A 25,456-nucleotide genomic window follows, 5' to 3' on the forward strand; every position below is an offset into this window, starting at 1 on the left:
GCATGGCCTTCCGGTCGCGCGTATGCTCCCGGCCGCAAGCGCTGCCGTAGGAACCGCCGCGATCGCCCTCACGTTGATCCACGTTTGTGAATCCCAGGACATCGAAGGAGATTGCCATGCCCGTTCGCCAGAAGCCGGTCGAGGAGCAAGTGGTCGTCATCACGGGCGCTTCCAGCGGTATCGGCCTTGCGACAGCGCACCTGTTCGCCTCGCGTGGAGTCAAAGGCCTCGTTCTGGCGGCGCGCAACGAACAGGCCCTGCGCAAGGTTGCCGACGAACTCGGCCGCAATGGCACCCGCGCCATCGCGGTGCCCGCCGATGTCAGCAAGCGCGAGGACATCGAGCGCATCGCCAAGACGGCCATCGACACATTCGGCGAGTTTGATACCTGGGTGAACGATGCGGCCGTCGCTCTCTATGGCTCCTCCGACAAGATCCCGATCGAGGACCAGCGCCAGCTCTTCGAAGTCAACTACTGGGGCGTCGTGAACGGCTCCCTGATCGCCGCCGAGCACCTGCGCAACCGGAGCGGCACGATCATCAATGTGGGCAGCGTCTTGTCCGAGCGGACGATGATGCTGCAGACGCAGTACTCTGCCTCGAAACATGCAGTGAAGGCTTTCACGGACGGCCTGCGTATGGAACTGGAGACGCAGGGCGCTCCCGTTGTCATGACCCTCATCAAGCCCTCGGCGATCGACACGCCATATGTCGAGCACGCTCGCAATTACCTGGACAAAGAGGCCGCCGTTCCGCCGCCGACCTACGATCCGCATCTCGTCGCCAGGGCCATCGTGTTCGCCGCCGAGCACCAGCGGCGCGAGCTCACCATCGGCTTCGGCGGATGGGTGATCGGCGCAATGGGCAAGCTGGCGCCGCGCCTCACCGACAAGGCGATGGAGCTGACCGGCTACAGCTCGCAGACCACCGATCATCCCGAGCGGCCGCAGATGCGCGATAACCTCTATCGCTCCCGTGAGGACGGTGACATGTATTCCTCGCTGCCGGGCGAGCCGCGCAAGACGAGCCTGCTGCTCGAAGCGCAACTCCATCCCTTGGCAACCGCAGCGGTGCTCGCAGGCATTGGCGCAGCCATCGCCAGCCTCTTCTTCGCGCCGCTCACCCGTGCAAGGCCGCGCCGTCGCTCGAAGCAGTCTTTGCCGCGCTATCAGCCGCAGATGCGCCGAAGCGGCAACGGCCATGACAAGCGCGTCATGGGCCCAGGTCATGTAAGCCAGCGCGGCACCCATGAGGGGCGCCCGCAGCCGCGCCACTGAACTAGGGGAAGGCCCGGATCATCGGGGMCTTTTTCTTTCGAGCGACATCATGGCCGCAGGGCACCAGTTTGCGAGTTGCGGCGCAAAGGTTAGCCTTCTGCCATGAACACGATTCGTCTCCTCACGCTCACCGTCAGCCTGCTCATCACTGGGTCGGCGATGGCTCAGGACAGGGGTTCGGTGGATCCGAAGCCCTTAGCGCCTCTTTCGAACCCGGACGATCCGAGGCTTGCCGCCAAGGAGTTGTTCGGCCGACGCGACAAGCCCGCCTCGCTCCAGGCGCGCTCCATCGGTAGCTATGCCCGCGGCTGCGTGGCCGGCGCAATGGCCATTCCGGTGGACGGAGACACGTGGCAGGTCATGCGCCTGTCGCGCAATCGCAACTGGGGCCACCCGCAACTGATCGCCCTGCTGCAGCGGCTGTCCGCGCGCGTCCCGTCCATCAACGGCTGGCCCGGCCTGCTCATCGGAGACATGTCCCAGCCACGTGGCGGGCCGATGCTGACCGGGCACGCCTCTCACCAGATCGGCCTCGATGCGGATGTGTGGCTGACGCCCATGCCGGACCGCCGACTGTCGCGTCTGGAGCGCGAGGAGATGTCGGCCACCAATGTGGTGCGCGATGATTGGCTCGATATCGATCCCGCCATCTGGACACCGCAGCACATGGCGCTTATCCGCGCGGCGGCGTCAGAACGAAGCGTCGCGCGCATCTTCGTCAATCCGGCGATCAAGAAGGCTTTGTGCCGCGAGGCCGGGCAGGATCGATCCTGGCTGAGCAAGGTGCGCCCGACATACGGCCACAACTACCATTTCCACATCCGCCTCGCCTGCCCTGCCGGCGAAGCGGGATGCTCCGATCAGGACCCGCCGCCAGGCGGCGACGGCTGCGGCGCGGATCTCGCGCAGTGGTTCACGCCGCAGATGCTCCATCCGAAACCAGGCAAGCCGCGCCCGCCGCTGACGATGGCGCAACTACCCGAGGAATGCCGGCGCGTGCTGGTGTCGCCATGAAAGAAGGGCCGGACGAATTGCACCGTCCGGCCCACTGATTTACTCGGCCGCGATGCCGGTTCCGATCTGGCACGACACGCCGGTGCCGCCGAGACCGCAATAACCGTTCGGGTTCTTCGCCAAGTATTGCTGGTGGTAATCCTCGGCGAAGTAGAACGGGCCGGCATCCAGGATTTCCGTGGTGACCGGGCCATAGCCGCGCTCCGATAGAGCTTGGCCATAAGCAGCCTTCGACGCCTCGGCAGCCTTTCGCTGCGCCTCGTCGAATACATAGATCCCGGAGCGGTACTGCGTGCCCACATCGTTGCCCTGCCGCATGCCCTGGGTCGGGTCGTGGTTCTCCCAGAAGGTCTTCAGAAGGTCCTCATAGGAAATCTTCTTCGGATCGAAGACGACAAGCACGACCTCGTTCTGCCCGGTCATGCCGCTGCAGACCTCTTCGTAGGTCGGGTTGGGCGTGATGCCAGCCGCATAGCCCACGGCCGTGACCCAGATACCGTCTCCCAGCTGCCAGAACTTGCGCTCGGCACCCCAGAAGCAGCCGAGGCCGAACACGGCCTTCTCCATGCCGTCCGGGTAAGGCGGCTGAAGCGACCGGCCGTTGACGAAGTGCTTCTCGGCGGTCGGCAAGGGATTGGAACGGCCCGGCAGAGCCTGGGCGGCATTGGGCATTTCAACGGGTTTGCGGAAGCTGAACATGGAGGCCTCTTTCGTGACCTCACTTATGTAAGCATTCCTTTTCCGGATGGGAGTGCGGCATCCGTCAGCCGCAGCGCATGATCAGCGATCGAACACGTAGCCGATGGGCTCCATGGGCTTCTGCCCAAGCCACAGGAGCAGTGCACCGATCAGAAAGCCCGTCACGGAGGCGGGGAGCTGAAGGAACTGGATCACATAGGGATCCCAGAGCCAGGAATAGGTGTGCCCTGTAAACTGGCGCTCAAGTCCCGTGACGGCGCCGGGAAACAATATTCCTGCCGCCTCTTGGATGCTGACGAACGAGACGGCTTGGTTGACCATGGAACGCGTGCCGTCGATCACCAGACCGACGAAGCCAGCGGCCACCAGCAGAAGCCCCAAACTACGCGCCAGGAATTTCAAGAATTTATCCCCTCTAAACAGAGGGGGATATGTAGAGCGTTTTGTCGCCGCCGGAAAGTCGATTCACACAAACTTCCCACACAATCGGACTTGCCTTTTGCACCCGTTTAGCGATACACGGGCGCTCCGCACGACGTGCGAGCAACCTGTTACGCGGCTTCGCGAACAAGGTTACTGGGCCCGATGGGCTCTTTTATGCTGGAGGGGTGGCCGAGTGGTTGAAGGCGCACGCCTGGAAAGTGTGTATACGGGAAACCGTATCGCGGGTTCGAATCCCGCTCCCTCCGCCATCCTCGTGTCCAAGACCGTCTAGCCCCATCCAGAAATGTCATTCCGGGCAATGACTTGAGCCTCAGAACCTGTCCATGCGCATCTATTGCAATCCAGCCCAATCCGGCTAAAATTGTGGGGTTAGATGTGGGCACACCCATGCCCAAGAGATCAGGCAAGCATCCCGAGAAGGCGCTCTCGGCCGTGCAGGTTCGATCCCTGCGCGAGCCAGGCCGGTATGCCGACGGGAATGGTCTCTACCTTGAGGTTGATGTGTCCGGGGCAAAGCGCTGGACCCTGCGGACGGTGGTCCGGGGCCGGCGGCGCGACATCGGTCTTGGCAGCACTACTCTCGTCTCCTTGGCGGAAGCCCGCGAGACGGCACTCGCCCTGCGCAAGATCGCTCGCCAGGGCGGAGATCCGGTGGCGGAGCGGCGTACTAGCACTCGTATCGTTCCGACCTTTGCTGATGCAGCGGAGCGGGTTCATGCTGAGTACAGGAACTCCTGGCGAAACGCTAAGCATGCCCAGCAGTGGATCAATACCCTGCGCCAGTACGCCAATCCCGTTTTGGGCGAACTGACGGTCGATCGAATCAATACGCCCGAGATCCTGAAGGTTCTGGCTCCGATCTAGCTGACCCGGCCAGAAACCGCCCGCCGGGTTCGCCAAAGGATTGGCACCGTGCTTGATTGGGCCAAGGCGGCTGGGTTCCGGTCAGGCGACAATCCGGTGGAGGGCGTCACGAAGGGGCTGCCGAAGCAATCCGACGAACCCGACCACCATGCCGCCCTGCCCTACGTGGACGTGCCGCAGTTCATCGAGAAACTGCATGCCTCAAGCAGTGCCGAGATCGTGCGGCTCGCCTTCGAGTTCCTGATCCTGACCGCCACACGCACCAATGAGGTGCTCGGCGCCACGTGGGGCGAGATCGATCTATCACAGCAGCTTTGGACGATTCCGGCCAAGCGTATGAAGGGAGGACGGGAACATCGTGTGCCCCTGGCTCCGCGCTGCCTTGAGATCATTGGCAGGGCGAAGGAGCTTGGATGCGGGAGCGATTACTTGTTTCCGAGCCGCTCTCCTGCCCGGCCGCTCTCAAACATGGCTTTCCTGATGGCGCTGCGCGGCATGCACGTTCAAGTGACGGCCCACGGGTTTCGCTCAGCGTTCCGGGATTGGGCCGCGGAACAGACGAGCCATCCTCATGATGTCTGCGAGATGGCGCTGGCTCATTCCATTCCGAACCGCGTCGAAGCGGCCTACCGCAGAGGCGACCTGCTGGAGAAACGACGCGAGTTGATGGATGAGTGGTACCGCTTTGTGACTGTGGCGTCACCTGCGGGAACGTAGAGGTTCATCAGGCGGCGCGTCTCCCAGAGAGGCAATCCGGAAGCACCGAAGCTGACGGCTTGCGTTCGCCGTCGCCGGATTACACTCTTGCTGTGATACGAGAGCAATGGAGATCCTCATGTCGGATAAGTCCCGCGAGGAGATGATCCGCTTTCTCCGAGATCGGACGGTTTACCTTAAGAAGCTCGAACAGGTGTTGAACCGCTCTCCTGAACATCTTGCCGGGCCTTCTGATGGTCCCCAGCAACGCTTACGGGAAAATGAGGCATGGATAACCTCTCTCTACGATATGCCCGATGCAAAGCTTAAGGAGATGTATGAGGATGAGGTGAGGGACAGCAAAGGGTTCCTTCGACCACTCGGTGTTCGCCGCGGGTGTCTTTGAGCCGGGGGTGGCAACGGCCGACTTTAATCGCTGGGGCAAACGTCCCTCCTGGTCATCCGAAGAGGCCGTTGCACTAACTCTGGGCAAGGATCCCGATTTGGTGAACTGGGAACGTGTGCAGAACTATGTCGGCTACCATGCCTTTGCCGACGAGTATGCTGAGCTTCGAGAGCGCATCGGGCGAGCGGAAGCTGTGGGAGAATTGGCATTTCCAATTAAGCCAGAACAGTTTGTCATGTGGCTGGAGCGCGATGGCATTCGTTGTCCAGAGGAGCTTGGAGTAGCGTTGACTGCGCTGTCTGGCCACGCCGGCAGCAAGGAAGATCCGAACGGAAATTTGGCGGCTCAGCGAAGCCGATTGCAGGACGAGAACGACACTCTTCGGCAGAGAATCTCAGAGCTGGAGTTACAGTTGCAGGAAAACCCTCCGGGTTGGATGAATACACGCACGAGCTTGCTGCGCTTGGTGATAGCGATGGCGATCAAGGGCTACGCGTGGGATCCAAAGAAAGCGCGGACGACGACGGTGAGGGAGATCAAGTCGGACCTCAACGAATTGGGCCTTGACCTCGACGAGGGCACCATTCTGGGCTGCCTGAGGACGGCCGCCAGCGAGGTACTATCCGGTCCTGACTAATCTTCCCAATAATGTTTGTCGCGCAAGCCGAATTCGGCTTGGGCTAAACCGAATTCGGCCACAGCACTCGCTGGATCGTCGAAGATCGCCCTGTCGCTCATTAGACAGAGGTGATCCATGCCGCATCCCACAAGTCTTCCTGAGACCGGCTTCGTCCGGCTTGCGTCCGTTCTCGCTCTTATCCCGATTGGGCGCGCAACCTGGTGGGCGGGCGTGCGCTCGGGCCGCTTCCCGCAACCCGTGAAGCTCGGCCCGAACATCACCGCCTGGCGCGTGGAAGACATCCGCGGCCTGATCAAGGAGGGTGTGCAATGAGAGCCGAGATCATTGCTCGTGCTCTCGATGGGCAGCGGTGCGGCGCGGGCTGGACTGCCCGCTGCCCGGCTCATGACGATTATAATCCGAGCCTTTCGCTGCGCGACAGCCGTGACGGCAAGCTGCTGGTTCACTCTCATGCCGGTTGCCCGCAGGCGACCGTGCTGAGCGCCCTTCGCGCCATGGGCCTGTCGAACGGCTTCGACTCCGACGCTGTCGCTGCTGAACCCGCCCGGGCCTCCAAACAGAGCCTTAATGACGCGACGGCTACGGATCGGGCATGGCGCTTGTGGTTCGCGAGCGAGCCAGCGGCGGGCACGTTGGTGGACGTATATCTGAAGAACCGTGGCCTCACGGGACCTGTTCCGCCGACCCTGCGCTTCCTGCTCTCCTGCTGGCATGCGCCGTCCCGAACCAAGCTTCCGGCCATGATCGCTGCCGTGTGGCCCAAGCCAGAACATCGTCGCGATCCATCGCACCTACCTGTGCTCGGACGGTATCGGCAAGGCGCCTGTGTCTCCTGTCAAGATGAGCCTCGGTCCGTGGCGGAGCCGTCCACTTGTCTCCCTGCGGCGAGCACTTGGCGGTAGCGGAGGGGATTGAGACGGCGCTGTCGGTCCAGCTCGCCACGGGCATTCCGGCCTGGTCAGCTCTGAGCGCCAATGGCATCCGCGCGCTTCGCCTGCCGCCGCTTCCATTGGCCACCGTGGTGACGATTGCGGCGGATCCCGATCCTGTTGGCATGAATGCCGCGTGTGATGCGGCGGAGCGATGGCTCGCCGAAGGACGGGAGGTGCGGATCGCTGCTCCGCCTCTCGGACACGACTTCAACGATCTTTTGAGGGCCCAGTAATGACGAGCCATCACGCCAAAGCCGTGTTCGATGCTGCCATCACGGTTTCGCCCGAGCCGCCGATGCCGCTGCAGCGCGAGTTGCCGCCGGCGGAGCCGTTTCCGGTGGATGCCCTCGGCACCTTGCTCGGCGAGGCCACCACGGCAATCCAGGTCAAAACCCAGGCGCCTCGCGCCATCTGCGCCCAGTCTGTTCTGGGAGCCGCAGTCCTGGCCGTGCAAGGTCATGCGGATGTGCGGCTTCCGATGGGACAGACACGGCCTGTGTCGTGCTACTTCATCACTATTGGCGCGTCAGGGGAGCGCAAGAGCACCGCCGACAATGAAGCCTTGCGGCCGATCCGGCGGCATGAAGAAGCCCTGCGGCGCTACCTCAATGGCCGGGATGCCTGGGCCAAGCAGCGTGATCAGGTGCTCAACAACAAAAAGCATTATCCTGACGTGGAGACAAAGGAAGCAGGACTCAAGCTCCTAGGGCCGGCGCCCGTGGCACCGCTGAACCCGATGCTGATCTGCACAGAGCCGACCTTCGAGGGTATTGAGCGCCTGTTGCCTCTCGGGCAGCCGAGCCTGGGGGTATTCTCGGCGGAAGGCGGCCAGTTTGTCGGTGGTCATGGCATGCGGGAGGAGACGAAGCTGCGCACTGCGACGTCCTTGTCGAGCATGTGGGACGGGCAGCCGATCCGGCGCGTGCGGGCCAGCGACGGCGCCATCGTTCTGCCTGGCCGTCGACTGGCGCTGCACCTGATGGTGCAACCGGACGTCGCGACGATCCTGCTGTCGGACCGGCTTTTGGCTGATCAGGGCCTCCTATCCCGCCTGCTGGTCACGGCTCCGCCGACGGCGGCGGGCACGCGCTTCTGGCGCGAAACCGCCGTGTCTGATCCTGCCATTGACGCTTTCGACATGCGGTTATTCGGGATCCTCCGCGCGCCTCTGCCGCTTGCGCAGGGCACGCTGAACGAATTGAACCCGCCTGCCTTGGAATTCTCGAGTCAGGCGCGGAGCCGCTGGATCCGGTTCTCCGACGAGGTGGAAAGCGAGGTTGGGCCTGGCGGCAGATTGGAGCCGATCCGGGGGTTGGCCAGCAAACTGGCCGAGCATGCCGCCCGCCTCGCGGGCATTCTGTCGCTCGTGCGCGATGTGGCGGGTCGAGAGATTTCCTGCGAGTCTCTTGAGGCCGGGATCGAACTGGCGCGGCACTATGCCCAGGAGGCGCTCCGCCTCGAAGGGGCCTCGGCCATACGGCCGGAGATCATCCGCGCGAAACAGCTCCTGACATGGCTTCACGAGCACTGGGGCGAGCCCCTGGTGTCCCTTCCTGATGTGTATCAGTGGGGGCCAAGCCCCCTCCGGGACAAGAAATCGGCGCTGGAGGCCATCACGATCCTGGAGGGGCACCTCTGGCTCCTGCGTCATGAGGGGGCAGCGGTCGTCAAGAATGTCCGTCGTCGCGATGTCTGGCATATCATTCGTCGCCCGATCTGACCAAGCGTGATCTACCCGAAGCCACCGGCTCTCAGCTAAACTGCTAAAATTACTAAAGCCGATTGCGACATGCGGTGCCTTAGCAGGATTAGCAGTTTAGCGCTGTGCAGGCTTGATGGCCTGCAATCTGTGGCAGTCTCGGCTGTGCCTCGCGACGCTGACAGCTGGGTGGCGTTTGAATTTTTGATTATTTGAATTTTCGGCCTTTTAGCCGGCCTTCCTCGGTACTTGGCGGACTTCTCAGGCCTATGGGCCGAGGCGATGCTGCCCAGCGCTGTCGACGTTTATCTCAATCACCAAATCCTCCTTTGAAAAAGGGCCTTTTGGGAGTCGCAATAGTAGGCGGGTTTAGCAACAGCCCGGCCTGCTTCCACAAAAAAATCGACCGCGGGCTCTCTTTTACAGAGTCATGGAGCATGAGTGCGAGCGCTAAGGTCAGCCTCCGCCGGTATTGGAGGCACTCGTCCTCTGGTCTTGACGCTGAGATGTCATAGCTGTGCCAGCCTTTTCCCTACGCCCATGACTTCTGTTCAACCCGTAGGCAAAAGAGCAAGAGGCAAAAGCAACGGCATGCGCGTGGGCCAGTGTGCTTTAACTTGGCCAGTGATCTCTTGTCCTTACCCTCAATGATCTCCCCTGACGGTTATCTCCGCACAATCTTAACCCGCGAGGCGATCGCCACTGGGCTCTACACGCCGGCGAACATCTTCCGGGCCGAGTGGCTCCCCGTCCTGCGGGATTGGGCCGGATCCGAGTTGAGACTAATTGCTCCGAGGTGCGCCCCTCTGCCCCATCCCTGTTGGGAAACAGCCAACCTCCGTTCGTTGCGGGCACGAATTGTTCGAACAATGGACGTTCCGCTGCCGAGGCCTGCGCGCTCTCCGCAGACCTTTCGCATGAACTCGGCTATAATCTCGGACGGGGCCGCACCGCATGCAGGAGGCTTGCATGATGACGATGCCGGAGATCATGGCGGACGAGCTCGGAAGGCACATCGCAGGCGATTTCCGACGGCTGTTCGGCCCCTCGCATCAGGACAAGGCCGAGCGCCTCGACAGTACCGCTCGCATGGCTCTGGAATGCCTCGGCCGGAGCGACGCCCTCTACCACAATGTCGAACATACCCTTCTGGTCACCTTAGTCGGTCGGGACATCCTCCATGGTCGGATCCTGACGGAGCGCCTGGAGCCGGACGATTACTCGCATACGATCATCGCCTGCCTGCTGCACGACATCGGCTATGTCCGCGGCATCCTGAAGGGTGACGGCAAGGATAAGTTCGTGGTAGATGCAAGCGGGACGACCGTGAGCTTGCAGCGCGGCGCCTCGGATGCGGCGCTCGCTCCCTATCATGTCGACCGCTCCAAGCTCTTCGTCATGGAGCTCTGACCGGCTCACCCCTGCTTGATGTGGGGCGGGTGTCGCGGGCCGTTGAGCTTACGCGCTTCCCCGTGTGCGATCGATCGGAGAATGCGCAGGACGTCCGGGAGGGACGCTTGGTCCAGGCCGCCGACCTGATCGGCCAGCTCGGTGATCCTCTTTACCTGAAGAAGGCGAATGCCCTGTTCCGCGAGTTCGAGGAGATCGGCCTCAACCGGCAACTCGGCTATGCCTCGCCGGCCGACTTGGTCGAGTGTTATCCGGACTTCTATTGGTCCAGCGTATCGTCGCACCTCGAGGAGGCGATTGCCTATCTGAACGTGACGGCGGCAGGCCGGCAGTGGATCGCGAACCTGCACAGCCACGTGTTCTGTGCCCAGCACGCCTTGCCCTCATGGGACCGCAGCGTTAGCCCATATCCACATCGATCAGGCAGCCCATGGCCTAACGCCGTCCGAGTGACCGCGTCAGACGCAAGGATTCACTGTCAGCATCCGTCGCAAATTCCCCGATCGACGAGCTGATCGATTTGCCGGTCCATGCGCTCCATCTCGGCATCAGCCACGGTATCAATCGATGAAAAGTCGTTGCGCGGCTCCGTGAAAACCTCCTTTTCAAGCTGACTTTGCGATGGAATCTTGATTTCTCCTGAGGGTGTGAACGGACCGGACCTGCGCTGCGACCAAGCCGGCACTGACGCGAACAGGAGACCAATCATCACCGCGATGAACGTAACTCTCATGGCGTGCTTCCTTCCGAAATCTGGGCTCCACTCACCCTGCTTCTAGGAACGCTCAACAAGAGCAAATCAGGCCGAGACATGCTTGATCGATAAGGACAACCGCTCATCCTTTTGCGACGCTCTTGCCCGGCATCATGCTGCATGGTGCCTTGACTGTCTCTAGGATTCGACCAAGTCGACGCTCGGAAATGGCGCATCGGCTGCGAATAGATTTCTGGCACGTTGATGCGCGCCTCGGGAGAACAGGATAGCAAGCGTTCCGGAGTCCTCCAAAAGAAGAGGCTTGCTACCTCTTTTTCCCATCGGTATTTCTGTTGGATCGAGCATCGTCGACGCAAAGAAGCCAACATGGATCGATACAATTCCCACGCTGATAAGCTGGTGTCCGTGCATTCCTGGTCCTCAAGCTTTCGCGCACCAGCTTTCATGCAAAACCTGAACTCCCGCGTCGCATCCGCCCCAAGGTTGATTGAGATGTGAGGAGGCCTGCCGGAAGGCGCGGATGTGCGTCCGAGTTGAAACTGTTTCTGGTTTCCAACTGGAGAAGCATCATGACCCGATTGCCTGTTCTGGCGATAGCGGCATTCAGCCTCTTCGCCTCACCCACCTTCCTTCTCACAACGACGACTCCGGCTGCTGCCCAAGAGGTCGGGTGGCGCAATGACGGATCCGACATCAGCGACAGCAGCTTGCGCGATCTTCTGCGAGACTGGATTCAGGAACGCGGCGATCGCCGCGACATGCTCATGGATCTTGTCCAAGAGCGTCGTGATCAGCGCGACATGCTCATGGATCTGCTCCAGGAGCGCCGGGATCGCCGTAGCGAACTGGCGGATTTCCTACGGGATCATCCCGGCCTGCGAGACCGCCTCCGCGAACGGCTGGCCGCACGATCGGACGACGAGGGTGGCGGCGCCTTGCGGGACCGTCTCCGTGAACGGGTAGCCTCGCGATGGGATGACGAGGACGATGGCGGTGGCTTGCGCGGTCGCCTGCGGGAACGTCTGGCCGCGCGAATGGATGGCGGCGGCTGCTACTTCCTCGCCCGCAGCCTGCGAGCCCAAGACGGTAGCCTCCTGGTCTTGGTACGCCGGCGCATTTGCCGCGACTGATCCGCTCCTAACCTAAACTCAGAGGAGAAGCGATATGAGAAGGGCGTTTCTTGTGGCAGCCGGGCTGATGCTGTTCACCGTGCCTGCCCTCAGCCAAAGTTCGGGCGAAGCCGATGACCGCGGCTCGTCGTACGGTCGGCAGGATCGAGACCTCGACGATCTTCTACGCGGGCTCGACGGGAGCGCAATGGGACGGGGAGGACCGGCACGCGGCGCGGGTTTCCTGCTGCGCGCCGGGGATGCGACCCTCGCCGTGCGGTGCGATCCGCGCGACTCCATGAGAGCTTGCGTCGAGGCGGCCACGACGTTGCTGGAGCGGGCTCGTGCAGGAATGCCGTCAGGCACTAGCCCGGGTGGAGCGGCTCCAGGTACACCTCCATCCCGATAGACTGCTCATGAAGTGGAAGCTGCGCTGTCCAGACGCGGTGCAGCTTCACGATGCTCGTGCAGATTTATCCAGTGGCTGCCAACATCGTCCGGTGGCGCAACAGGATAGGTCATACAAAAGAGGGCTGGGCGTGAGTTCAAATTCACACCCGGCGTTCTCGTGTCCTCATCTTGGGTGGGGCCGCTTCACCTCCACCGTCCGGTGATGGGCCAAGTTGTACAGCCCACCCAAGGCGGCGTCGGCTCGTTCATTATAGAGTACAGTTTACGCGACGATCAGATTGATGGGATTACCACCAGAGCTCACCTTTTGCGGCCACGCCGCCTTAGAAACCATGCACGACAGGGCAATAAGCGCTACAATGCGAGCGGAATGCTTCGGATCGTGGATCGCATAAGCAAAGTTCGCCAGATGCGGCGACTGTATACGGACCGGCTGCTCACCCTGCTGACCGTAGTGCTCATGCTCGCGATTTTCGTATTCGCACCGCTTCAGGCCATGGGAATCTTCGTGTTCCAAGGCTTCGCGATCGCCGCCCTTCTGGCAATCGTCGGCAGCATGTTCGTCATCTCCGAGCATCCTGCGGCTGTGATCGTGATGTTCATCTGCCTCATGGCGAACATCGTCGTCTTCGTGCTGCGTCTTTACTATCCTCCCTGGCCATACAACCTTTATCTATTAGCGGCGGCGTGGCTTGCCATCGCGGTCACTCTTGGGGCAGTCGTCGCCCAGGCTGTCTTCCGACGCGGCCGTGTCACCTATCACCGGATCGTTGGCGCCATCCTGCTGTACCTGCTCATCGCCGTATTGTTTGGGACGTTGTTCATGTTTGTCGGGCTGTCGACGCCGGATGCATTCAAGGGCATCGCCTTCGAAGACAACGCCGCCCTCGCTAATTCGGTCTTTTACCTGAGTTTCGTTACTCTGACGTCGACAGGCTTCGGCGACATCGTTCCCGTGCATCCAATCGCACGTACCCTATGCACGCTCGAAAGCCTCATCGGCCAACTTTATCCGGCAACGCTGCTGGCAAGGATCGTGACCCTCGAGATGCGTCAGGGCAGCCGCTGAGAATGTCATCTTATGGATTAGGCCGCCTTTACTTCGGGGCTTGGCGTGCCTCACGGCACTGTTCGTGATCCGCGATAGCGCCCCGCGGGAAAGCTGAAATCTTCCTCATCGCGGCTCGAGCGGTTTTCTGCTATTATTCCGTCGAGCCTTATAAGACGGCGCTTCGATTGAGGCACCTCAATCTTCTTGTGAATGGAGGCGGCGATGGTCCGCTTCAACGCAAAGATTCTCGGGCTCTTCATGTGGCTGCCGGTCCTCCTTTGTGCGGTCCCCCTCCAGGCGGACCCTTTCTTCGTCAGGGTCTATGGCAGGACATACAAAATCGACCCTCGATACCCGACTGACGAACCGCAAGGGCCAAAGGCAGAGGCTATGAAAGCCCTCCCCTCAGATCTCTCGAAAGGCCCAGGATTCAGACCCTCCCATGAGCAGGTGCTTGCCGAAGTCGAGGAAAGGGTCTGGATCGCGCGCACCCAACTCGATGACGCGATAGAGAAGGCGGCTGCTGCGAGCGGGTCGCAATATACGGGGGCCAATGCGACCGAGACTACAGGATCGCCTGCGACCGGAGGAGAGAAGACCCGTTCACCGGAGTTGCAGACCCTCTACGATCGTCATCGGGCTTTGGATCTCCTGGTACGGGAATTGCGCAGGTCCATGGACTTGCCTGTGAGAACTCCAATAGCAGGCTTCTCCCGACCTGATCTGTCGCCCGAGATCGAGGCCAGCTATCGCAGCCTGAACTTTGATTCCTTGGAGGCCTATTACAGCTTCAGGCGCGTCAAGGCGGCCTTTCGCTCGAACGACGTACGGCTTCTCGACCGGGTCACTCACTATCCTCTCGTGGTGACTGGAAAGGTCAGGCGACGCATTCGCAACCGTGATCAGCTTGCGGCCGCAAGGGAAACAGTTCTCAATCCACGCATCCTGGAGGTCGTCGCAAAGTCCGACTTTCAGACGGTCTTCGTTCGGGACAAAGGGATGATGCTTGGCGAGGGAGAAGTCTGGATCATCCATGACAAGGCAGGCTTTGGGCTCGGAGCGATCAACCTGGAATGAGTACACCGGCGCGAAATTATTCGTTTACGCCTGGATGTGACGTTTCTGACATGAGTGAGCTCGGTCCAGAGGAATGTGGGAGCCTGCTTTGACGCCTCATCTCAGCCCTGATGCTGCGTCAGGCTACCTCAGCGAAACCGATGTGAGGGGACAGGGGAATGATTGTAGACAGATCGAACAGTTGGTCCGCCGGAGTCGCCTTGGTGTTACTCGCTGGGATGGCAAATCCGGCGATAGCGGCCCAGTGCGGAAGCACGGCGGATGGTTTCGCCACCTGGAAGCAGCAGTTTGCAGGCGAAGCGAGGGCACGAGGCGTCAGTGCCGCGACCATCACGGCTCTCATGGGCACAACCTATGCAACAGCGACAATCGCCGCCGATCGTGGCCAGAAGAGTTTTCGTCTGTCGCTTGACCAATTTCTCGCCAAGAGAGGGGGGTCGACGATCATTGCGCGGGGACGGGCACTCAAACAGTCCCAGGCAGCACTCTTCGCATCTCTTGAGCAACGCTTCGGCGTTCCACCAGGACCGCTCCTGGCGATTTGGGGCATGGAAACAGCCTTTGGACGGCAACGCGGAAACCAGAACACGTTATCGGCTGTGGCAACGCTCGCCTACGACTGCCGTCGCTCAGCTTTCTTTACCGAGCAGCTCTACGCCACTCTGACCCTGGTGGACCGTGGCATTCTCTCGGCGGACACGCGCGGCTCCATGCACGGCGAGATCGGCCAGACCCAGTTCTTGCCCAAGAGCATCCTGAACTACGGCACCGGCGGCGATCTCGATATTGCGGCAAATGCACTTGCCTCGACGGCCAACTTTCTCAGGGCCAACGGCTGGCGCGCAGGTGCGGGCTATCAGCCCGGCGAAGCCAATTTCAGCGCAATCCAAGCCTGGAATGCAGCTTCCGTCTATCAGCAAGCCATCGCCCAGATCGGCAGACAAATCGACGGGAGAGACGGCACCGCAGCGAGCCGCTGATGCGGATTCATGGCCCAGAATGTCAAGGCATTTGGCATCGCCCCATCAGGACTTTCAGGAGGCAGCCATGCATGTGAGCGACTACTCCGCCACCGAGACCCTGCGGGACGGCCGCACGATTGAAATTCGTGCGCTGAGGCCAACCGATCGAGCTGGGTTGCTGGCCGCAGTCGGGCGCGTCAGCGATCAGTCTCTCTATCGACGCTTCTTCGCCTTCAAACGCGGTTTCACGGAGCAAGAAGTCGATTTCTATCTCAATGTTGATTTCGTGGGCCACGTCGCTTTGGTCGCATTGCTGGAAGAGAACGGCCATCCGGAAATCGTTGGCGGGTGCCGCTACATTGTGGGACCTTCAGGCCAAGCCGAGGTTGCCTTCGCCATCGATGATGCTCATCAGGGACAGGGCATCGGCACAGCCCTCATGCGTCACCTCGTGAACATCGCGCGCAGCGCCGGGCTCAAGGAGTTGACCGCCGACGTTTTGCCAGAGAACGCCGCCATGTTGAAGATATTCAGGAAGAGCGGGCTCGGCATCCAGACTGAGCGGGAGTCGGGCAGCACCCATCTCGTCCTTCATCTTTCGTGAGCTGGGAATGCCAAGTCCAACACGATCAAGTACCATCGCTATGACGGCGCAGCCTCATCGTGTTGATATCGGCCGTCGGCTGGGTGCTGCTGCAACCATTCCACCAGAAGCACATAACCGACGGCGAGAAGCACGGGGCCGACGAACAGACCGAGAAGCCCATCGACAATCACGCCGCCGATGACACCCATCAGGATGACCGGCATGGGCACCTCCAGCCCCCTGCCGAGCAGCAAGGGTCTCAGGATGTTGTCGCTCAGTCCCACGACAATGTTCCAGATGAGAAAGATGATGGCCGCCTGCGTGGGCTCCGTTGTGAAGACATAGACGACGATGGGGAGAGACAGCAGAAGCAAAGGGATTTGCATGATTCCGAGCAGGAGCGCGATGAGCGTCAGGGGGCCAGCTGCTTGAAGCCCGATCACGAAGAAGCCTACACCCAAGAGCACTGCCTGGATCAGCGCCACGCCTACCACGCCGAGCCCGACGCCGCGGATCGTGGCCGCGGTCAACGTGACCAACTGCGTCGCTCGCATCGTGCTGCCGGTGACACGAACCAGCAAGCGCCGGGCGAATTCGGTCGCCCCCTTGCCATAGGCGATGAGCACGGCGGCAATTCCAAATGAAAGAACGAATGACAGTTCGCCAAGGGCCAGGCCGCCGGCGAACGACCCCAACCAGGTCAAGGGGCCGCTCAGCAAATGGCCATATTTGGTGAGGGCCGCCGGCAGGTTGGTGGCGACGAGAACCCAGGCCTCGGTCAGCTTTTCGCCGACCAGTGGCGTGCTGTCGAGCCACAGCGGTGGCGGCGGCATTATTAGCTCGCGGCTCTGCAAGCTCGATATAAGCGAGTATAGCGACGTCGCGAGCGACGTCACCACGATGACCATGGGCCCCAACATCACCGCAACGCCAATCAGCCCAATCAGCAGCGCCGACCAGCGCTGCCCGAGATAGGTGGCGAGGCGCACATGCAGAGGATACAGCACTACCGCCAGAATCGCTGACCACATCAGAATGAAGGCAAACGGCAGCACGATCCGGGCGCAGGCGTAAACAAGCACAGCCACCAGCCCGATCCGAAGCGTGGTGTCGAACATGGTCGAGGATTCAGGCCCAGTGCCAAGGTCGGGCGCGTTCTGGTCCATCGACGTGTTCCCTTTGTACGCCGGACTATAAGTTCTCGCGCATTCACATCGTCATGGGTTTCCATGCGCAAACAGGTTCCATTCGCCCAGGACCCGTTTGCACATGAGAGAGCAGCTCAGCGCCGCCCCACCCGATTAACCGGACCGCCACGGTTCATCGGCGTTCCGGGGCGCACGCCAACACCTGGAGCCCCGACACCGGGCGTCACGGCCGCGCGCGCAACCGGTCGCGGACGCAGCACGACTCCGGGCCGCACGACACAACCGACAGGATAGTTGACGTACTGGCAGTAAACCACGGCACGGGCCTCTTCAGTACTTGCCGCGATGAATCCAGCGATGAGCGCCGACAATGCGATCAGAAGTTTCATTTCCGCCTCCCTATATCCACCGAATGAATTCTGGCCCCTCCACGCAGAGATGCTTGATCAATCGGGACAAGACGCTGACAGTTTCAGCCACCGCAAGATCCCTCCTGCTCATCCCCATCTGGAGGCAGTCCACCGCCCTGAGCAGGCTATGCTCCCGATCACGGTCCATACGCCGGACCCCGAATTCCCTGAGAGTTTCCCGGTAATCGCGACATGGGCCCTGCGACGTTGGACGCTGATCCGAACTCCCCCGTTCTGCTCCAGTCCGCCGACCGCCTTATCCTGATTGCCCCGCGCAGCCGCGTTATGGGGAACGCCGTTTTCGACCACGACCGTATAATCATGCGCCCTGCGACAGCCGCCTTTCTCAGGGACGGCATGAATGCTCCAGCGTCCATCGAATTGCTGCTGCGCAAGAGCGGCGTTGCCCATCAAGGCGAATGTCACGATCAGCGAGGAAATGGCCAGAAGACGATGCATGAGCGATCTCCTTCCATCTGAGCCAGACAACATTCGGCATGGGCCAAGCGATCCAGCAGCAGACCACCACTCACGCTATGCGGTGAGCCGCATAGACTGCCCAGCACCAGGACAGGCCATAGGCGACGAGATCAGCCGAGACGAACAGCCCCAGTACCCATAGCCCTGATACCGGCCATTGACCGAGGAGGAGCAGTCCGAGCGCAGCCGAGACGACGGCCAGCACGAGCCCCAGCCCGCGCGCATGTTGTCCCTCCCGGGCCAGCATCCAGGCGGCCCGCACGGCGCCGGACGCAACCAGCAGGGCTCCGAGCACCAAGGTCAGGGCAACTCCGGCCCCGGCGGGCTGGAACACCGCGTACAACCCGGCCGCTACATAGAGCAGCCCTAGCATGAGGCACAGCGCGCGGGAGAGCCGACTACCTGCCGTCACCGGTAGCGCGATCACCTCAATTGCCTGAATGGCTCCAGCCACGATCAGGAGGGCACCGTACCAAGCCACATCGACGATGACAAACGTGAGGGTCATGAACAGGCCGATGACGCCGAGCACGACTGCCAGAGCCCCTACCCCAAGCAGCCATCCGCGGCTGATCGCCGATACTCCGAGATCGGTTCGCAAGACCGTCGCCATGGCGCGGCTCCGTCACTGAGAATAAGCCTGCGCAGCATCGAATTGGTTCCTATCCGATGCCGCGCAGGTATCATCCGGTTTGTCACCTCACCGGTCACTGGGCCCCGCGGACCATGACGTCGCCGGCGCATGCGATGGGAACACGAGCGCCGAGCCGTCTGTCGTACATCGTCCGGCAGGGAACCCCATTATACATCCTGATCTCCTCAGGCCGTGCATAAGGAAAGAGGGATCCCGGTGTGCCAGTGAGCGGAACTCCTGTCGCGGCGCCTGAAGCGGTGCTTCCGGTCGTAGCAACATCGACCCTGGAGACGTGGACCTCACCCGCGCACTGGATAGGCACGCGGGTCTTGAGCTTCTTGTCGTACATCGTCCGGCAGGGAACCCCGTTGAACATCTGTACCTCGTGAGCCGCTGCGTAGGGGAAGGGAGATCCTGGCGTTCCCCGAACAGGGCTGGGCTGCGCCGCGGCAAGGCCGATTCCGCCGATGGTTATCAGGGCAGCACTCGCAAGAACAATCGACATTCTCATGGTAATCCTCCTTGCAGCTGACACATCATGCATGGTGTTGACGCGAAGTGCGTTCTTCGTCAGAACCTCACATTATCTGTCGCAAATGCATGTTGTGCTTGACCAGAGGGGACAAAGTCTTGACCGTTTTGGCCACCCATCCGTTTCTCTTAAGATTTTTTTGCGAAGACACACTCGCCGATCACTCAAAGATCACGAGGATGCTTCTATAAGGCGCAGGATATTATCAACGGCAATGGATCGGGGATGTCCTCCTGGTTGAATGGGGTTTCGATCAAGAACTTGATCAAAGGCTGTTGCGAGTCATTTCGCAGCCCTAGGCGACTCGGCAAGGAGATTGCCCAACGCAGGCCGTTACGGAAATAATCCTAGCTCCGATTTGGCGGCTATCAGTAGTCGGCTCCGTGAAGGTGGTTTCGGTTGAAGCCCAACCAGATGCACGAAGGTGGCGGGGCCGGCCTGTCGTGCCATAGGACAGAATTGCCTCACGGCTGTCGGGCTGCCATCGATGACAATCCGATCCGTTCAGCCATACCACCTCAAGGCTCATCACAAGAAGCACGTGGCAGCAGCGAGAGTTCGCCGTTCGCTGCACCCGAACTCGACGATGTCGCGGTTGCTGTCGATGGCGCGATACAGGTACCGCCAGTAACCACGGGCCCTGATATAGGTCTCATCCACATGCCGGTTGCCCGGTGGGCGGTCACGATGGATCGTCATGTGATCGACTGCACACTTTGTTTCGCCATCCTCTCTTCAGGTTCCGAATGCTGAGGCTGAATGGGGCAGTTCTATTCGCACAGGGGGATCGCCCGGCGACCGAAATGGCGACCGGCTGAACATCAAACGCCTTCGGACCGTTCAAGAGAGTATGCCTAACGAAGCTGCCGAACAATTTGCGACAGTTTCCGATCGCCCTTACCATATGGTCGGAGCCAGACAGGGCAGCTTGCGAGACCATTGGAGGTCAGGTGTGATGTCGGTACTCCTCATAACTATTCTGATGTACGGACACCCGTCACAGGCCCGCTTCGTTCCGGCCATTCATAGTATAGAATTTAGCACCAAGAACGCATGCCAGGCGGCACGCGATGCATACTTGCGCGAACTCGAGCCAATCGTCACTGAGCTCAACGCGGCGATCAAAGATGCGAAGGATGTTGGCGATATCAAAAGTCCGGCAGGAATTATCATTACCGGGCAATGTTTTGATCGGTGATTAATAAAGTAGCCAACGTCGACTTGGGAGGCTCTCGCTTCGATTGCGAGATAACGCCGGAACTATCGCCTACCAAATGGTCGTAGATTTTCGCCGGGTTCAAGACAAAACCCTGCCCCTGGGTTAAGGGCAGGGCTAAGTGTTCACCTCGCCTTCGGAGGTCTCCGAAAAACAGAGGCAGTAGGCCATTTGGCTGCGCTCACGTCAATTGTTATACTGTATTAGCAACACGATAGGCTTGTATTCATGCCAGCAATACTGTCGCAAACAATGAAATCGTACGCGTGTTGCTTTCATGCCATAGCCAGAACCTGACAGCGCTTCATACTGCTCCATGCGAGTCCTCGCACAAGGGATTAAAGCACATGAAATCACGTCTTCTTGGCCTCTTGGCCGCTACGGCACTCTCCACGGCTGGCATCACAGCAGCCTCTGCCGCCGATCTTCCTCAGGCTCCGCCGCCGGCTCCGATCGTAGTCCCGGTCTTCACCTGGACGGGCTTCTATGCCGGTGTGAATGCTGGCTGGGGTTGGCGCGACGATAACTCGGCATCCGTGATTCTGGACGGACCGGGTGTTGCTGTTCCGGGAACGCTGTTCTTCGACGACGATAACGACGGCGGCTTCACCGGCGGCGGCCAGATCGGTTACAATTGGCAGTTCGGCTCGTTCGTGGTCGGCGCCGAGGCCGACATCCAGTGGGCCGATACCGGCGATGGCGTCAACGTCCGGTTCGTGCCGGCTGCGCTTCCTGGGGCCTTTGTACCAGGCGAGTTCGAGAATGACTTGTCGGATTGGTTCGGCACGCTTCGTCTCCGCGCGGGTGTCGCCTTCGACCGCGTCCTGATCTACGCCACGGGTGGTCTCGCCTACTCCGATGACAACACCGGCTGGGTGGCCGGTGGCGGTGTCGAATGGGCTCTGCCGGTGAACTGGTTCGGCTCGTCGGCCGTCACCTTCGGCCTGGAAGGGTTATGGATCAGCGTCGACAATGACGACAATAACGTCTTCGACCGTCAGATCGGGACCTTCACCCCAGCCGTAGGACCGGTGCAGCCCGTTTTCGCTCCCGGGTTTGGCAATGACGAAAACGAGTTCTTCGTCGCACGCGCCAAGCTGAACTTCAAGTTCGGCACTTACTGAGCCGTTGATCCAACAAGGGAAAGGCCCGGGCTGTGCCGGGCCTTTCGTTCGGCCGCTTGTCATAGGGAGATCCGGCCGAGGAAGTCTGAAGAGAATCAATTGATGCGGGTCGTCGTCCTTGTTGCTTGTCTTGCCGCCCTCGGGACCGTTTTGCATCCAGAGGCAACCTTGGCGCAACCGAGCGGAACCTCGGAAGCCCGCTCCGTGACCCGAGCGAAGAAGCACCATACGAGACCGCCCGCAGACGCGGCCACTACGGCTGCGCCGCCCTTGCAGGCAGGCCTTGAGCCGGCGCCCGTCCCTCCGACCTTCTACTCGCTCCACCAGCTCGGCGATCATCTGCATGCGATCCGGTGGGAGCTCGCCATCGTCGGAGCAGGATTTGCCGTCATCGGCTTTAAGGACTGGGACTGGGGCAACACGTCCGGGTTCCAGACCATCGAGGAAGGATGGTTTTCCAAGAACACCCGGCACGGCGGCATGGACAAGATCGGCCACTCATTCTCGACCTATGTCATCGCCGACCTTTTGACGGACCGGATCCGGGCCAATGCCTCGAATCCCGCAGGTGCGCCCATCACGGCCGCGCTCGTCGCGTTCGGCATTATGGGCCTCGCCGAGACCATGGACGGGTTCACCGGCAGGCATCGCTTCTCGCGCGAGGACATCGTGGCGAACGGTGTTGGGGCGCTGTTCTCCGTCTTCCGGAATTCCATTCCCGGAATGAGGGAAAAGCTGGACTGGCGGTTCATGTACACGCCTGCGAGCTATGAGCGGCCAGGTATTACGGGAGACAACGGCATTCTGCCGCCCTATGAGCGCCAGCGCTACATCATGGCGCTGAAGGGCAGCGGGTTCGAAACGCTTAAAAGTACGCCGCTACGCTTTGCCGAGCTGCATGTCGGCTTCGATGCACGCGGCTTCGAGGAGAAGGAGCGAGCCCTCGGCTATCCGATTGAACGATCCTTCTATGTCGGGGTGGGACTGAACCTCAACGAGGTGCTCTTTGGAACCGGACCCAACCCGAATTTCGCCCGGTATAGGGATACGCTTCCTGGCTGGGCCGCGCGCAAGACGCTCGAATACATCCAGGTGCCTTACACGTCGGTCTACGCCGAGGACCGTTTCTCGACGGTGCGTCGTGTGGGAACGACGTTCGAGGACTGAGCTGACAAGAGCGCTTGGCAGGCTGGACCATCAGAGACTGCGGAACCCGATAGGCGTCAGCCGTAGAGCGCACGGACTTCGCACAACCAGACTCAGAAAATACAGCGCCCGGCGTCGAACCGGGCGCTGCTTAAACGATGATGAATGTTGAACTATTGACTGTTGGTTTCAGACGCCAGCTCAAAACATCTCACTCGTATTGAGCGCAAACGCTCCCATTCCATCGCACGCATCTGCGTTCTTCTCGGCGGTTGTGGCGTTTCTCGATTCTGGACTGGCAAACACCATTAACCCTTGTCCTGCCCGGCCCGCAACCGGCGACGACTGGCGTGACCATACTCTCCGACTGGATTGGCGAAAGTGGCATTGCCTGCGTCGGTGAAGCGATGGCTAAAGCAAAACCCAAAACAGCGATCACTCTGATCATTGGAGTCTCCCTTTCTAAAGCTTCATTCCAAGTCGAGAACGTCGGCCAACTTTGGAATCCAAGCAACCATAGACCATCCCGCAATGTAGGAGCCGATGTTCCTTCGGGTCCCAAACCCCTCGCAAAGCCTGAATCCTACGCTGAATCTTGAGGGGGTGCTTGATCAGTTGAGACATTGTCTTGACAGAACTGGACCGATGGTCAGCTCCCTCCGCTCTGGCCCTGGGATCATCACCCGCCGGACGATGTCCAGCCGTTGACCGGTCTACGCGCTGCCGCGAACCTGCTTTTCCTAGCCTCGGAAGGTCTGGAATGGGTCGATTTTGTTGAAAAACTCGTTGGCAGAGCATCGATAGTCTACTGGTTGTATGTGGCTGACTAGGACGGCCCAGCATCCAGTATGAGGTCGGCCCAAGAACGGCTTGCCCGGAGTTTTTCAACAATATCGGTCAGGCACGGCCCTCCAGCTAGACCTTGTGAGAGTCCGCTCTGCACTTGGGAATGGACGTCGAAGGCTGCTGAGCCTATAAAAAATGTGGGGTAGAGTGTGGGATCCGGCATGCGCACGCCAGCTAAATAACTGAAAATACAGGAACTTCCTCCCGTCTCCGTAGGACGCTCCCTCCGCCACTATCTAAGTGACTGATATTCCAGGACATTTCATTTCAGATGTCCTTCCTCTAAGTGCCGGATTTCTTGTGCCAATTTCGGGACAACCATTCTCTGGCGGACGTTCTYTGGACGCCGAAGAGRGTCTTTMCGGCYCCAACTTTGCCTCTGTTCTCCGCCYKAAAACCACTYAGTCYGGTTGCGGTGTAGTAGCGAACTTCAGGGTAGCATAGAGGCATGTACTAAGGACAAAACCAAGAGAGCCCACCGTACATTACACACGGCGGGCTCGCTTGGTTGTTGGCTGTGCTTGGCTGGTGCGACTTAGAAGTGCCACTCCCAGGCACCATTGACCACACCGCCCTTGAGCTGGTCGGCCTTCACGCCCTACAAAAGGACCTTGCGGCCGCCGTCAAGCGCGATCTCCGTGCCGACCAGCGTCGACCAGTTCCAGATCGTCTTCGGCATGTTGTGACCCGTGAACCAGTTCTGCGACGACACGCTTGTCAGACGCAGCACATCACTCCAGCCGAAGTCCTTGATCACGTCCGAGCCGCCGCCCACATCGAACACGAACTGGTCCGAATGCGCCCCGCCATACAGCGTGTCGTCACCGGCCCCGCCGTTGAGCACGTCGTATCAGTCCTGGCCGAACAGCACGTCGTCTCCCTCCGAGCCAAACAGCGTGTCCTGATCGGAACCACCATAGAGCGTGTCGTTGTGATTACCGCCGTTCATCCAGTCGTTGTCGTTACCGCCCCACAAGAGGTCGTCACCGTCCTCGCCCAGCAGCAGGTCGTTGCCGTCGTCGCCGTAGAGCTGGTCGTTGTCGGCGTCGCCCCAGAGCTGATCGTGGCCGTCGCCGCCATCGGCCGTGTCGTTGCCAGCACCGCCCCACGTCATATCATCTTCAGCCTCGCCGTACATCGCGTCGTTGCCGGCGCCGCCCGAGAGATAATCGTTGTCGTTGCCGCCATAGGCGCGGTCGTGCCCGTCCCCCATGTCGAGCGCATCGCTGCCAGTGCCGCCGATCAGCGTATCGTCGCCATCCTGACCCCAGAGCACGTCGTCACCATCACCGCCATCGAGCGCATCGTTGCCGGTCCCGCCCAGCAACGTGTCGTTACCTTCGCCCCCTTCGAGCGTGTCATTGTCCTCACCACCATCGAGGTGATCGTTGCCGGTCCAGCCGATCAGGGTATCGTTGCCGTAGCGGCCATAGAGATGATCATTGTCCTCGCCGGCGTCGAGATGATCATCGCCATCACCACCATCGTCCGCGCGCATCCAGGACTCGCTACCGGAAAGACCTCTGTGGGCCAAAATGGCACCCAGTCTTGTGGTTGCGCCGGGCAGACCGTTCGTCCATCTCTTCCTTCATCTCGCAGACCTCGGCGGGAAACTGCTGGTTATCTGACGGATGTCATTGTCCGACCCTCAGGGTTGATGGTTCACGCGAACCCGTTCAGGAAAGGCTCACGAGCAAGTTCGCCTCAGACGGCATGAAAAGCACTCCTGGGCTGATAGGCGGGGCCGCGCGCCAGCACCGCCCAGGCAATGCGGGCGAGCTTATTGGCGAGTGCAATCACCAGCATGTTGCGATGCAGCCTCCGGCCCGTGGTCTCAATCCAGGGCCACAGGCCGAGCCTCGCCCCATGCGGTCGACGCACCAGCACGATGTGGGCGGCTTGGACGAAGAGCGTCCGCAGGTACTTGT

Annotated in this window: 28 protein-coding genes, 1 tRNA gene and 4 pseudogenes; 21 read left to right on the forward strand and 12 right to left on the reverse strand. The window is 60.6% G+C overall.

The features are described 5' to 3' along the window. The first annotated feature begins 116 nt into the window (after positions 1-116). Positions 117-1,277 (forward strand): SDR family oxidoreductase, encoded by a 1,161-nt coding sequence (locus ACXJKO_RS02375; RefSeq protein WP_457089474.1) that lies wholly within the window; start codon positions 117-119, stop codon positions 1,275-1,277. A gap of 102 nt (positions 1,278-1,379) precedes the next feature. Further along, positions 1,380-2,291, forward strand: coding sequence for a penicillin-insensitive murein endopeptidase (mepA, locus tag ACXJKO_RS02380; RefSeq protein ID WP_457089475.1), 912 nt, complete (start codon positions 1,380-1,382; stop codon positions 2,289-2,291). A 39-nt stretch (positions 2,292-2,330) separates the two neighbouring features. Here the strand turns inward: mepA and msrA are convergent, their stop codons facing one another. Together msrA and ACXJKO_RS02390 are read right to left on the reverse strand one after the other, a co-directional pair. Beyond that, the gene (msrA, locus tag ACXJKO_RS02385) at positions 2,331-2,990 is read right to left on the reverse strand and encodes a peptide-methionine (S)-S-oxide reductase MsrA (RefSeq protein ID WP_457089476.1); all 660 of its coding nucleotides are present in this window, start codon (positions 2,988-2,990) and stop codon (positions 2,331-2,333) included. Positions 2,991-3,071: 81 nt separating this feature from the next. Further along, positions 3,072-3,392: a PetM family of cytochrome b6f complex subunit 7 gene (locus ACXJKO_RS02390; protein ID WP_457089477.1), complete on the reverse strand. Its 321-nt coding sequence runs from the start codon at positions 3,390-3,392 to the stop codon at positions 3,072-3,074. Positions 3,393-3,592: 200 nt separating this feature from the next. Here ACXJKO_RS02390 and ACXJKO_RS02395 point away from each other — a divergent pair. The 10 genes and pseudogenes from ACXJKO_RS02395 to ACXJKO_RS02440 all read left to right on the forward strand — a co-directional run bounded on the left by ACXJKO_RS02395 (position 3,593) and on the right by ACXJKO_RS02440 (position 10,484). Then, positions 3,593-3,682 (forward strand) — tRNA-Ser (locus ACXJKO_RS02395). 139 nt (positions 3,683-3,821) lie between these two features. Next, positions 3,822-5,015, forward strand: a pseudogene (locus ACXJKO_RS02400) (tyrosine-type recombinase/integrase). Positions 5,016-5,133: 118 nt separating this feature from the next. Further along, positions 5,134-5,400: a hypothetical protein gene (locus ACXJKO_RS02405; protein WP_457089478.1), complete on the forward strand. Its 267-nt coding sequence runs from the start codon at positions 5,134-5,136 to the stop codon at positions 5,398-5,400. A gap of 7 nt (positions 5,401-5,407) precedes the next feature. After that, the gene (locus ACXJKO_RS02410; RefSeq protein WP_457089479.1) at positions 5,408-6,037 is read left to right on the forward strand and encodes a hypothetical protein; all 630 of its coding nucleotides are present in this window, start codon (positions 5,408-5,410) and stop codon (positions 6,035-6,037) included. Between the two features lie 117 nt (positions 6,038-6,154). After that, positions 6,155-6,352, forward strand: a complete 198-nt coding sequence (locus tag ACXJKO_RS02415) for a helix-turn-helix transcriptional regulator (RefSeq protein WP_457089480.1) — start codon at positions 6,155-6,157, stop codon at positions 6,350-6,352. A gap of 182 nt (positions 6,353-6,534) precedes the next feature. After that, positions 6,535-6,783, forward strand: a pseudogene (locus tag ACXJKO_RS02420) (DUF7146 domain-containing protein); the annotation flags it as partial. A 52-nt stretch (positions 6,784-6,835) separates the two neighbouring features. Continuing rightward, positions 6,836-6,955 (forward strand): hypothetical protein, encoded by a 120-nt coding sequence (locus ACXJKO_RS02425; protein ID WP_457089505.1) that lies wholly within the window; start codon positions 6,836-6,838, stop codon positions 6,953-6,955. Beyond that, the gene (locus ACXJKO_RS02430) at positions 6,912-7,205 is read left to right on the forward strand and encodes a toprim domain-containing protein (protein ID WP_457089481.1); all 294 of its coding nucleotides are present in this window, start codon (positions 6,912-6,914) and stop codon (positions 7,203-7,205) included. Before ACXJKO_RS02425 ends, ACXJKO_RS02430 begins: the two co-directional genes overlap by 44 nt. Further along, on the forward strand, positions 7,205-8,692 hold the full coding sequence (locus ACXJKO_RS02435; protein WP_457089482.1) for a YfjI family protein: 1,488 nt from the start codon (positions 7,205-7,207) through the stop codon (positions 8,690-8,692). Before ACXJKO_RS02430 ends, ACXJKO_RS02435 begins: the two co-directional genes overlap by 1 nt. Before the next feature lie 948 nt (positions 8,693-9,640). Beyond that, a pseudogene (locus ACXJKO_RS02440) lies at positions 9,641-10,484 on the forward strand (HD domain-containing protein). 75 nt (positions 10,485-10,559) lie between these two features. On the opposite strand, the gene ACXJKO_RS02445 reads toward ACXJKO_RS02440, so the two are convergent. Further along, positions 10,560-10,814, reverse strand: a complete 255-nt coding sequence (locus ACXJKO_RS02445) for a hypothetical protein (RefSeq protein WP_457089483.1) — start codon at positions 10,812-10,814, stop codon at positions 10,560-10,562. 551 nt (positions 10,815-11,365) lie between these two features. Between ACXJKO_RS02445 and ACXJKO_RS02450 the strand changes: the two genes are divergently transcribed. From ACXJKO_RS02450 to ACXJKO_RS02475, 6 genes are all read left to right on the forward strand, one after another. Then, the gene (locus ACXJKO_RS02450) at positions 11,366-11,926 is read left to right on the forward strand and encodes a hypothetical protein (protein WP_457089484.1); all 561 of its coding nucleotides are present in this window, start codon (positions 11,366-11,368) and stop codon (positions 11,924-11,926) included. A 34-nt stretch (positions 11,927-11,960) separates the two neighbouring features. Continuing rightward, the gene (locus ACXJKO_RS02455; RefSeq protein WP_457089485.1) at positions 11,961-12,314 is read left to right on the forward strand and encodes a hypothetical protein; all 354 of its coding nucleotides are present in this window, start codon (positions 11,961-11,963) and stop codon (positions 12,312-12,314) included. Positions 12,315-12,725: 411 nt separating this feature from the next. Further along, the gene (locus ACXJKO_RS02460) at positions 12,726-13,385 is read left to right on the forward strand and encodes an ion channel (protein ID WP_457089486.1); all 660 of its coding nucleotides are present in this window, start codon (positions 12,726-12,728) and stop codon (positions 13,383-13,385) included. A 372-nt stretch (positions 13,386-13,757) separates the two neighbouring features. After that, positions 13,758-14,444 (forward strand): hypothetical protein, encoded by a 687-nt coding sequence (locus ACXJKO_RS02465; protein WP_457089487.1) that lies wholly within the window; start codon positions 13,758-13,760, stop codon positions 14,442-14,444. Between the two features lie 158 nt (positions 14,445-14,602). Beyond that, a complete protein-coding gene (locus tag ACXJKO_RS02470) occupies positions 14,603-15,424 on the forward strand; it encodes a lytic murein transglycosylase (protein WP_457089488.1) in 822 nt (273 codons plus the stop codon). A 67-nt stretch (positions 15,425-15,491) separates the two neighbouring features. After that, positions 15,492-16,010: an N-acetyltransferase family protein gene (locus ACXJKO_RS02475; RefSeq protein WP_457089489.1), complete on the forward strand. Its 519-nt coding sequence runs from the start codon at positions 15,492-15,494 to the stop codon at positions 16,008-16,010. A gap of 38 nt (positions 16,011-16,048) precedes the next feature. Here the strand turns inward: ACXJKO_RS02475 and ACXJKO_RS02480 are convergent, their stop codons facing one another. The 6 genes from ACXJKO_RS02480 to ACXJKO_RS02505 form a co-directional block, all read right to left on the reverse strand. Then, complete coding sequence (locus ACXJKO_RS02480) at positions 16,049-17,158, reverse strand: AI-2E family transporter (RefSeq protein ID WP_457089490.1); 1,110 nt, start codon at positions 17,156-17,158, stop codon at positions 16,049-16,051. A 116-nt stretch (positions 17,159-17,274) separates the two neighbouring features. Then, a complete protein-coding gene (locus tag ACXJKO_RS02485) occupies positions 17,275-17,529 on the reverse strand; it encodes a hypothetical protein (protein ID WP_457089491.1) in 255 nt (84 codons plus the stop codon). A gap of 108 nt (positions 17,530-17,637) precedes the next feature. After that, complete coding sequence (locus ACXJKO_RS02490) at positions 17,638-18,009, reverse strand: hypothetical protein (protein WP_457089492.1); 372 nt, start codon at positions 18,007-18,009, stop codon at positions 17,638-17,640. A gap of 70 nt (positions 18,010-18,079) precedes the next feature. Beyond that, a complete protein-coding gene (locus ACXJKO_RS02495; protein WP_457089493.1) occupies positions 18,080-18,643 on the reverse strand; it encodes an HdeD family acid-resistance protein in 564 nt (187 codons plus the stop codon). Positions 18,644-18,737: 94 nt separating this feature from the next. After that, entirely contained in the window at positions 18,738-19,175 is a 438-nt protein-coding gene (locus ACXJKO_RS02500) for a hypothetical protein (protein ID WP_457089494.1), read from the reverse strand. Between the two features lie 549 nt (positions 19,176-19,724). Beyond that, the gene (locus ACXJKO_RS02505; protein ID WP_457089495.1) at positions 19,725-19,895 is read right to left on the reverse strand and encodes a DDE-type integrase/transposase/recombinase; all 171 of its coding nucleotides are present in this window, start codon (positions 19,893-19,895) and stop codon (positions 19,725-19,727) included. 256 nt (positions 19,896-20,151) lie between these two features. Here ACXJKO_RS02505 and ACXJKO_RS02510 point away from each other — a divergent pair, with 256 nt between their 5' ends. The 3 genes from ACXJKO_RS02510 to ACXJKO_RS02520 all read left to right on the forward strand — a co-directional run bounded on the left by ACXJKO_RS02510 (position 20,152) and on the right by ACXJKO_RS02520 (position 22,703). Continuing rightward, positions 20,152-20,394 carry a hypothetical protein gene (locus ACXJKO_RS02510; RefSeq protein WP_457089496.1) on the forward strand — a complete coding sequence of 81 codons (243 nt, stop codon included), beginning with the start codon at positions 20,152-20,154 and terminating at the stop codon, positions 20,392-20,394. A 365-nt stretch (positions 20,395-20,759) separates the two neighbouring features. Beyond that, positions 20,760-21,536 carry an outer membrane protein gene (locus ACXJKO_RS02515; RefSeq protein ID WP_457089497.1) on the forward strand — a complete coding sequence of 259 codons (777 nt, stop codon included), beginning with the start codon at positions 20,760-20,762 and terminating at the stop codon, positions 21,534-21,536. 204 nt (positions 21,537-21,740) lie between these two features. Then, on the forward strand, positions 21,741-22,703 hold the full coding sequence (locus tag ACXJKO_RS02520) for a DUF2279 domain-containing protein (protein ID WP_457089498.1): 963 nt from the start codon (positions 21,741-21,743) through the stop codon (positions 22,701-22,703). A 1,423-nt stretch (positions 22,704-24,126) separates the two neighbouring features. Here the strand turns inward: ACXJKO_RS02520 and ACXJKO_RS02525 are convergent. From ACXJKO_RS02525 to ACXJKO_RS02535, 3 genes and pseudogenes are all read right to left on the reverse strand, one after another. Continuing rightward, positions 24,127-24,372, reverse strand: a complete 246-nt coding sequence (locus tag ACXJKO_RS02525) for a hypothetical protein (RefSeq protein WP_457089499.1) — start codon at positions 24,370-24,372, stop codon at positions 24,127-24,129. 6 nt (positions 24,373-24,378) lie between these two features. Further along, on the reverse strand, positions 24,379-25,026 hold the full coding sequence (locus tag ACXJKO_RS02530; protein ID WP_457089500.1) for a calcium-binding protein: 648 nt from the start codon (positions 25,024-25,026) through the stop codon (positions 24,379-24,381). 206 nt (positions 25,027-25,232) lie between these two features. Continuing rightward, a pseudogene (locus tag ACXJKO_RS02535) lies at positions 25,233-25,456 on the reverse strand (IS110 family transposase); the annotation flags it as partial.

The organism is Microvirga sp. P5_D2, assembly GCF_054049475.1.

Bases quoted from the DNA above. Each gene is read 5' to 3' on its own strand.
- ACXJKO_RS02465 (WP_457089487.1), top strand. From the start codon at position 13,758: ATGAAAGCCCTCCCCTCAGATCTCTCGAAAGGCCCAGGATTCAGACCC.
- ACXJKO_RS02480 (WP_457089490.1), bottom strand. From the start codon at position 17,158: ATGGACCAGAACGCGCCCGACCTTGGCACTGGGCCTGAATCCTCGACC.
- ACXJKO_RS02405 (WP_457089478.1), top strand. From the start codon at position 5,134: ATGTCGGATAAGTCCCGCGAGGAGATGATCCGCTTTCTCCGAGATCGG.
- ACXJKO_RS02475 (WP_457089489.1), top strand. From the start codon at position 15,492: ATGCATGTGAGCGACTACTCCGCCACCGAGACCCTGCGGGACGGCCGC.
- ACXJKO_RS02435 (WP_457089482.1), top strand. From the start codon at position 7,205: ATGACGAGCCATCACGCCAAAGCCGTGTTCGATGCTGCCATCACGGTT.
- ACXJKO_RS02470 (WP_457089488.1), top strand. From the start codon at position 14,603: ATGATTGTAGACAGATCGAACAGTTGGTCCGCCGGAGTCGCCTTGGTG.
- ACXJKO_RS02505 (WP_457089495.1), bottom strand. From the start codon at position 19,895: ATGACGATCCATCGTGACCGCCCACCGGGCAACCGGCATGTGGATGAG.
- ACXJKO_RS02515 (WP_457089497.1), top strand. From the start codon at position 20,760: ATGAAATCACGTCTTCTTGGCCTCTTGGCCGCTACGGCACTCTCCACG.
- msrA (WP_457089476.1), bottom strand. From the start codon at position 2,990: ATGTTCAGCTTCCGCAAACCCGTTGAAATGCCCAATGCCGCCCAGGCT.
- ACXJKO_RS02415 (WP_457089480.1), top strand. From the start codon at position 6,155: ATGCCGCATCCCACAAGTCTTCCTGAGACCGGCTTCGTCCGGCTTGCG.
- ACXJKO_RS02450 (WP_457089484.1), top strand. From the start codon at position 11,366: ATGACCCGATTGCCTGTTCTGGCGATAGCGGCATTCAGCCTCTTCGCC.
- ACXJKO_RS02445 (WP_457089483.1), bottom strand. From the start codon at position 10,814: ATGAGAGTTACGTTCATCGCGGTGATGATTGGTCTCCTGTTCGCGTCA.
- ACXJKO_RS02510 (WP_457089496.1), top strand. From the start codon at position 20,152: ATGTCGGTACTCCTCATAACTATTCTGATGTACGGACACCCGTCACAG.
- ACXJKO_RS02495 (WP_457089493.1), bottom strand. From the start codon at position 18,643: ATGGCGACGGTCTTGCGAACCGATCTCGGAGTATCGGCGATCAGCCGC.
- mepA (WP_457089475.1), top strand. From the start codon at position 1,380: ATGAACACGATTCGTCTCCTCACGCTCACCGTCAGCCTGCTCATCACT.
- ACXJKO_RS02460 (WP_457089486.1), top strand. From the start codon at position 12,726: ATGCGGCGACTGTATACGGACCGGCTGCTCACCCTGCTGACCGTAGTG.
- ACXJKO_RS02455 (WP_457089485.1), top strand. From the start codon at position 11,961: ATGAGAAGGGCGTTTCTTGTGGCAGCCGGGCTGATGCTGTTCACCGTG.
- ACXJKO_RS02500 (WP_457089494.1), bottom strand. From the start codon at position 19,175: ATGAGAATGTCGATTGTTCTTGCGAGTGCTGCCCTGATAACCATCGGC.
- ACXJKO_RS02375 (WP_457089474.1), top strand. From the start codon at position 117: ATGCCCGTTCGCCAGAAGCCGGTCGAGGAGCAAGTGGTCGTCATCACG.
- ACXJKO_RS02530 (WP_457089500.1), bottom strand. From the start codon at position 25,026: ATGCGCGCGGACGATGGTGGTGATGGCGATGATCATCTCGACGCCGGC.
- ACXJKO_RS02485 (WP_457089491.1), bottom strand. From the start codon at position 17,529: ATGAAACTTCTGATCGCATTGTCGGCGCTCATCGCTGGATTCATCGCG.
- ACXJKO_RS02490 (WP_457089492.1), bottom strand. From the start codon at position 18,009: ATGCATCGTCTTCTGGCCATTTCCTCGCTGATCGTGACATTCGCCTTG.